A 6,473-nucleotide genomic window follows, 5' to 3' on the forward strand; every position below is an offset into this window, starting at 1 on the left:
TCTGAACACCTCCTGTCCTTCGGGACTCAGGATGAGAAAGAATCATAATAATAGTATCCTTTCTCCGTGTCCACTAAATCGGGGGAACTTCAATTCCTTTAAAAAGGTGAAAATGATAAAATCCTCAAAGAAAAGCCAACCATTAAAGGAGTCAATTGTCAAGGAATTTTTAAAAAAGATCATCGGCCAGAAAGGTGATTTTAGAGATTGGGGCGGCGAAGAAAATGACTTATATACATCAAGAGTTATTTTCAAAGGAAAAAGGCATCTTACTGCAATGGCCCTAAAAGGAAGGGCGACGAAGGCACCGCTTACTCCAAAGAAGATGGGAAAAAATGGAGATCAAATCGTTCGGCTTTTTTATGCCACGGCTGATTTATTTATAGTGCAATTTTGGGGTAAAGTAGAAAGCAGTATTTATAAGGAGATGGAAAGAATGGCCATTGCCGCATCGTTCTTCTCTAGGAAAGAAATTTTTTATTGCATAATTGATGGTGATGATACGCAACGATTAATACAGGCTTACCAGTCTGAATGGAAGGAGGTTAACAAGTAAAATGTCACAATCCATTGAGAATCAAGTTATCATAACCCTCTTGGGTCGCCTAGTCTTCGGACATGATAAAATTCTAGAAATAGTCACACGCGGAAAGAAAAACCCAAAGAAGTATATTCAAGGTTATAATGCATGCGACGGAACAAAGAATATCAGCGAAATTGCCAAAGTTATTGGCGTTAAACAGCCAACTCTTACACCGATTATTAAATTATGGGAAATTGAAGGAATAATTTACAATGTTGGCACTGACAGTCGACCTCTCTTTAAAAAACTATTTTCGTTATAATAAATGAGGTATACTTATGATTGAAGAAGAATTATTAAATAGACTCGAGATTTTATCAAATTTGATTGCTTTCCAAATTACAAAAGATCAAAATTTAGTAGACTCTGTTTGGATTCTCAGGCAATGTGGGATGAGTAACACACAGATTGCCCAATTACTTGGGATTTCAATTAATGCGGTTACAGCACATTATGCAAACAAAAAGAAGCAAATGGGCAAGAAGTCAAAGTCGATCAAGGCTTGAATATTAAAATTAAATTATCTTCTTGGCCAGTCAATTTATATCGTCGTCAAAATCCCTTGCCAGCTTCTAATCCAATTGCAAAGATTTGAATTCTAATTGCCTCTATTTCTGTAACATATATAAATTCAATACCTTATGCGTCACAAACAATCCCACTCCCGTTTTTTGTTGCTTTTTCAATCGCCCTGATAGTAGTTATATGTAAGCTATGCAAACATCCTTACACATATATTCCCTTGTCAGCGAGCTTCAGGGCAGCCTTATCGGGGCCACCTTCAAGGGATCAGAGTTTTATAAAAAGCAGCGTGAAGCATACCTGCTTTTCCGCGCCAAAAAGGGGCTTCTGGCGCTCGGGCTGACCTATCACCCGCACGGTTACGGTACCTTTATGATGCCCCGTGGCAAAATCGAAATCCAGACCACCGAAAAACCGTGGCCCTTTTTCCAGCCCGCTTTCGGCGGCGAAGTTACCGCGGTCGAGCAGGTCGATCTCGACCGCATTTTCCGCATCGACATCACCAACAACGGCGGGAAATTCACTGTTATCACCGAAGCCATCGGCCCCAACGGCAATTTCTGGCTGCTGAATGACAAGAATAAAATAATAGCGACCCTCCGCAACCGGCAGTACGATGCCGCACAGCCGTATCAGCCCCTGCCGCCGCCCGACAAGCATAATCCGTTCAATATCGAACTGCGGCAGCTTATCGAAATTTTCACCAAATGCGATCAGACCGTCGCCAACACTCTTAAAAAATCACTGCACGGGCTTGACAGGTTCCTCATCGATGAAATCGTCGATCGGGCCGATATCGACCCCGATGCCTCGGCCTGCGATCTGGATACCGACGGCGTCGAAAAAGTGTTGTCCATTATACGGGAAACCGCGCGCCGATTCGATGATTTCCAGACCGGTTATTTTTACGAGCACAATACCGGCAACCTGGCCTACCCGTTCAAACTGCATTCGCTCGATATCGAAAGCGCCAAATGCAAATCGCTCTCTTCGGCGATCTATCAGACCATCAGAACCCGGCGCGCCGATCGGTCGGAAAAGGATGAAAAACAAACCATCCTCGAAGCGCTTCAAAAACATGTCAAAAAACTGGCCCGGAAAGTATCGAAGATAAAAGAAGACGTCGCATCGGCGCAGAATTTCGAGCAGTACCGCAAGTATGCCGAAATTCTCAAGATTCACCTGCCCAAGTTGAAAAAAGGGGAGGAGTTTGTTGAGCTGGTTGATGTCTATTCAGGGAGCGGAAAGATTGTCATTATCGAGATGGATCCCGCGCTGACGCCGGCGCAGAACGCTGATCTCTATTTCAAAAAATACAAAAAGGGCAAGGATGCGCTCGACCTGCTCAAGCGGCGGCTTGATGTGGCCGAGCAGGAACTGGATACCGCCGAAGCGATGTTCGGCGAATTTAATTCCGACTATGATGCGGCCATTCAGAAGTTCGAAGCCGATATTGCCTCACTGATGCCGGGTGCTGTCGAAAGAAAGACTGCGACCGTACGTCTGCCGTACCGCGAGCATATCCTCACGACCGGCGTCAAGATATTTATCGGCCGCGACGGCGCCGATAATGACAATACCACTTTCGGTTATGCCAAACCGTATGAGTTATGGTTTCATACTTCGCAATGCCCCGGCTCGCATGTTGTCATGAAATTCCCCAACAAGGATTTTATCCCGTCCAAAACCGAAATTCTCGAGACCGCCGCCATCGCGGCCTTTCATTCCAAGGCGCGCAATTCCAAAACGGTTCCGGTCATATACACGCAGAAAAAATATGTCCGCAAACCGCGCAAAGCCAAACCGGGTTTGGTGACGGTCGAGCGCGAGACCATGGTCATGGTCGAACCGACCAAACCGGAATGAATTTTGGGCATCATGGGTAATCCAAAACGACATCACATTTTGCCAATATTTTATTTGAAAGGGTTTTGTCGTGATGGCAAATTATGCGTTTTTGATAAAAAAGAAAACCGCTATAATTCTCAATCACCGATAAATACAGCAGTAATTAAAAATTATTATACAATTCTCGACAAGAGCGGCAAAGAATCTGCTGATATTGAGACAAATTTCTTTGCGTGGCTTGAAGGTTTGACCAAGCCAATCCTTGATAAAGTAGAGGGGAATAACCCATTGAGTGATAACGAAAGATACATCCTATCTGTATTCGTTTCATTCCTGCTTGTCCGAGTTCCATCGTTTGAAGAACAATCTGATGATTTCGTCGGAAGCATTGCAAAGAAAATGTTATTAATTCAAAGGGATATTGATATGCAGAAAAAAAGTGAAAATTCCAAAGAAAATGGTTCAGACTTAAATTTGGCCATAGAAGATGACAATTTCTATAGACTTTTAGATGAAGGCAAGATAGCAATCAATCTCAATAAAAATCATAGACTTAAATGGATGCTGGAGAGTGGCAATTATGCCGCCAAATATTTATTTCAAATGGATTGGATGTTTTTGCACGCACCCAAAAGATCATCATTTATAACTTCTGATAATCCGTTCATTTTAATACCACCGGCAAAATCAAAAAAACACTTTTTATTTCGCAATGTTGGAATTGCGACACCGGGGGCATTAAAGTGCATACCCTTGTGCAAGAATGTCTGTATTCTCATTGGGCAGACCGGTAATCGTATATCGCATATACTTCTCACTCAGGAACAAGTAAGAAATTTTAATTTGCTAGTTGCGCGCTCGTTCAGGCGCTTTCTTATTGCACGAGACAAAATCCTTTTGAAAAGTATAGTAGGATATTTTGATTTTGATAATAAGGATAAGAATTCAAAAAGAAAATGATTGAAGTCTGCAAGATTCACTACTGCTAAATGCCTGGAATAAAAAAAGTATTAAGACTTTCTATCCCCCCCTCGAAAACAAATGACAACCGGCCGCGATTTTCGTATATTATGGCAAACCTGAAATCCGGGGGATAAATATGACCGACAAAATCAATCGCCGCACCTTTATCAAACAAACCACCGCCGTCGGCGCTTCGGCCGTGATCGGGGGGCAGATCCTTTTTGACCTTTTCGGCAACGGGGCCAACTCCGCCTTCGCCTCCGACATCCCCGATATTGTCGCCATCAAGGGTACCGATTATTACGCCAACACCATCAAGGCGGTTGATATGATCGGCGGGATGAGCAAATTTGTCTCCAAAGACGCCGTGGTCGGGCTGAATGTCAACGCCGTCCGCAACACCCCCGGCACCAATGTCGGAACCGGTATCGTACTGGCCGTAATGAATATGTGTTATCAGGCGGGCGCCAAAAAGGTTGTCATTTTCAAGGAATTCCCGAATAATTACTGGAAAGGCAGCAACCTTGCCGAGGAACACCAGGAGCAGATCAAGAGCCTGGAATATTCCGGCTGGGACACCAAAAAAGTGGACCTGCCGAAAGCCAAAACACTCAAGGAAGCATATGTCATATCGGAGCTGCTCGAGTGCGATGTTTATATCAACATGCCGATTATCAAACATCATGAGGGGACCCTACAGACCGGAGTCCTGAAAAATGTCATGGGCGCCACGCCGCATCAACCGACCAACCGCCTTTGTCATGAGGGACCGAATTATAAAGGCGATTTTTATGAAGATATCCCGCATCTAACTCAGTGCATTGCGGATCTCAATCTGATAAGAAAACCGAACCTGATTATCTGCGACTGCACCGAATTCATCACCGAGAACGGGCCGTTCGGCCCTGGTCCGCTTAAGAAGCCTGATAATCTCGTTGTCGGAATCGATCCGGTCGCGACCGATGCCTACTGCGCTCGTTTTCTTGGTCTCAATGGGCCGGAATTGCCGACTGTAGTGAAGGCGGCCGAGCATGGTCTTGGTACCGCCGATTTAACAAAATTGAATATCAAGGAAATTGATGGATAAGCAGATGAACAAGATCAAATATTTTATATTAATATCAATTGTACTATCGGCAATGATGGGGACATGGGGCTGTTCGAAAGATAAAGATAAATCAGTCGGCGCGCTGGTGAAGTTTCTTCCGACCGAAAAAGATGTTCCCGGCTGGGCGGCGGCCGATTCGGCCGAAACTTATGATAAAGAGGGGCTCTGGGAATATATCGACGGCGGCGCCGAATTGTACCTCAAGCATGGCTTCAAACAGGTAATCGCGTGTGAATATGCCGACACTTTCGACACACATATTCTTATAGAGATTTTCGAAATGAACAGCCCGTCCGCGGCGGCCGCAATATATGACGAGAAAGCCAATGATTCCGGCTCGATCACCGGACTCGGCGATAAGTCGTCGATGCAGGATTACTACCTGAATTTTACCAGGGGTCGCTATCTTGTAACCCTGACCGGCTTCGAGGAAAGCTATCGGAATTTTGATGGTCTGGTCAAGATCGCGGCAGCCGTTGATGATTTAATCCAAAAATCCCCATAAGCGGAGCCAAACATGAGCGGGATCATATTTTTCAAAACGAAGATGCTCGAAGAACTGAGAACATTTTACATCGATGATATCGGCTGTACTCTCTGGCTGGAACAGGCCGACTGCCTTATTTTCAAACATGGCAACATGCTTTTCGGTTTCTGCACCCGCGACAGTGCCGACAGGGAAGGGATGATCACTTTCTTTTTCGATACCAGGGAGCAGGTCGATCGTTTCTATGATAAATTCCGGGAGATTGCCTTCTCACAGCCATCATACAACGAAAAGTACGAAATCTATCAGTTCTTTGCGCATGATCCCGAAGGACGCGCTATCGAGTTCCAGTGTTTCGAAAACCCGGTCGACCGCTGTCTCGATGCCGGCCGGCTCCTGACCACCCGCCGCTCGATCAGAAAATTCCAGGAGGCGATGATACCGGAAGATATCCTGGCGCAACTGTTCGAGACTTGCCGTTTCGCGCCGACTTCGCGCAATACACAGTCGTACTATTTTAAAACTATCCGGGACCGCGCCATTTTGAATCAACTGGCCGCCACCCGCGGGTCGAGCAGCGCCCCGATCAGCAATGCCCCGATGGCCGTAGCAATATGCTCCGATCCCGGTCTGACCAAACGGGTCGAGCAGGACGGATGTATTGCGGCGTACCATTTCCTGCTGGCCGCATGGTATTTCGGTCTGGGAACCTGCTGGATTGCGGCGATGGATCGTGATGATGTCAAAGAGTGGCTCAATATCCCGAATGATCATTATGTTGCCACCATCACGCCGCTCGGCTACCCGGAGCAATTCCCGGTCGCCGTCCCTTCGCGCAATGAGCGCGATTATTTTATCAGAGAGTAGGTCGAAATTGAGGTTCCCCCGATTTAGTGGACAGTTATATAAGCATATTCATTTTCTTTTTCAAAGTCAACTGGACTGACGTAACCAAGGGTAGA

The 6,473-nt window shown here is 45.6% G+C and carries 8 protein-coding genes; all 8 read left to right on the forward strand.

What is annotated here, in order from left to right; genetic code table 11:
• The first annotated feature begins 31 nt into the window (after positions 1-31).
• The 8 genes from CVT49_16255 to CVT49_16290 all read left to right on the forward strand — a co-directional run bounded on the left by CVT49_16255 (position 32) and on the right by CVT49_16290 (position 6,378).
• The gene (locus CVT49_16255; protein PKK81936.1) at positions 32-556 is read left to right on the forward strand and encodes a hypothetical protein; all 525 of its coding nucleotides are present in this window, start codon (positions 32-34) and stop codon (positions 554-556) included.
• A gap of 1 nt (position 557) precedes the next feature.
• Positions 558-845 carry a hypothetical protein gene (locus CVT49_16260; protein PKK81937.1) on the forward strand — a complete coding sequence of 96 codons (288 nt, stop codon included), beginning with the start codon at positions 558-560 and terminating at the stop codon, positions 843-845.
• A 16-nt stretch (positions 846-861) separates the two neighbouring features.
• A complete protein-coding gene (locus CVT49_16265) occupies positions 862-1,089 on the forward strand; it encodes a hypothetical protein (GenBank protein PKK81938.1) in 228 nt (75 codons plus the stop codon).
• Between the two features lie 208 nt (positions 1,090-1,297).
• Positions 1,298-2,971, forward strand: a complete 1,674-nt coding sequence (locus CVT49_16270) for a hypothetical protein (protein ID PKK81939.1) — start codon at positions 1,298-1,300, stop codon at positions 2,969-2,971.
• Between the two features lie 3 nt (positions 2,972-2,974).
• A complete protein-coding gene (locus CVT49_16275) occupies positions 2,975-3,913 on the forward strand; it encodes a hypothetical protein (protein ID PKK81940.1) in 939 nt (312 codons plus the stop codon).
• A 139-nt stretch (positions 3,914-4,052) separates the two neighbouring features.
• Complete coding sequence (locus CVT49_16280) at positions 4,053-5,003, forward strand: hypothetical protein (GenBank protein PKK81943.1); 951 nt, start codon at positions 4,053-4,055, stop codon at positions 5,001-5,003.
• Entirely contained in the window at positions 4,996-5,529 is a 534-nt protein-coding gene (locus CVT49_16285) for a hypothetical protein (protein PKK81941.1), read from the forward strand. Before CVT49_16280 ends, CVT49_16285 begins: the two co-directional genes overlap by 8 nt.
• 12 nt (positions 5,530-5,541) lie before the next feature.
• Positions 5,542-6,378, forward strand: a complete 837-nt coding sequence (locus CVT49_16290; GenBank protein ID PKK81942.1) for a nitroreductase — start codon at positions 5,542-5,544, stop codon at positions 6,376-6,378.
• Positions 6,379-6,473: the final 95 nt, after the last annotated feature.

The sequence above is a fragment of the candidate division Zixibacteria bacterium HGW-Zixibacteria-1 genome (assembly GCA_002838945.1).
Taxonomy (GTDB): domain Bacteria; phylum Zixibacteria; class MSB-5A5; order GN15; family PGXB01; genus PGXB01.

Excerpts from the sequence above, each read along its gene's own strand:
- CVT49_16265 (PKK81938.1), top strand. The coding sequence starts at position 862 with ATGATTGAAGAAGAATTATTAAATAGACTCGAGATTTTATCAAATTTG.
- CVT49_16270 (PKK81939.1), top strand. The coding sequence starts at position 1,298 with ATGCAAACATCCTTACACATATATTCCCTTGTCAGCGAGCTTCAGGGC.
- CVT49_16285 (PKK81941.1), top strand. The coding sequence starts at position 4,996 with ATGGATAAGCAGATGAACAAGATCAAATATTTTATATTAATATCAATT.
- CVT49_16255 (PKK81936.1), top strand. The coding sequence starts at position 32 with ATGAGAAAGAATCATAATAATAGTATCCTTTCTCCGTGTCCACTAAAT.
- CVT49_16280 (PKK81943.1), top strand. The coding sequence starts at position 4,053 with ATGACCGACAAAATCAATCGCCGCACCTTTATCAAACAAACCACCGCC.
- CVT49_16260 (PKK81937.1), top strand. The coding sequence starts at position 558 with ATGTCACAATCCATTGAGAATCAAGTTATCATAACCCTCTTGGGTCGC.
- CVT49_16290 (PKK81942.1), top strand. The coding sequence starts at position 5,542 with ATGAGCGGGATCATATTTTTCAAAACGAAGATGCTCGAAGAACTGAGA.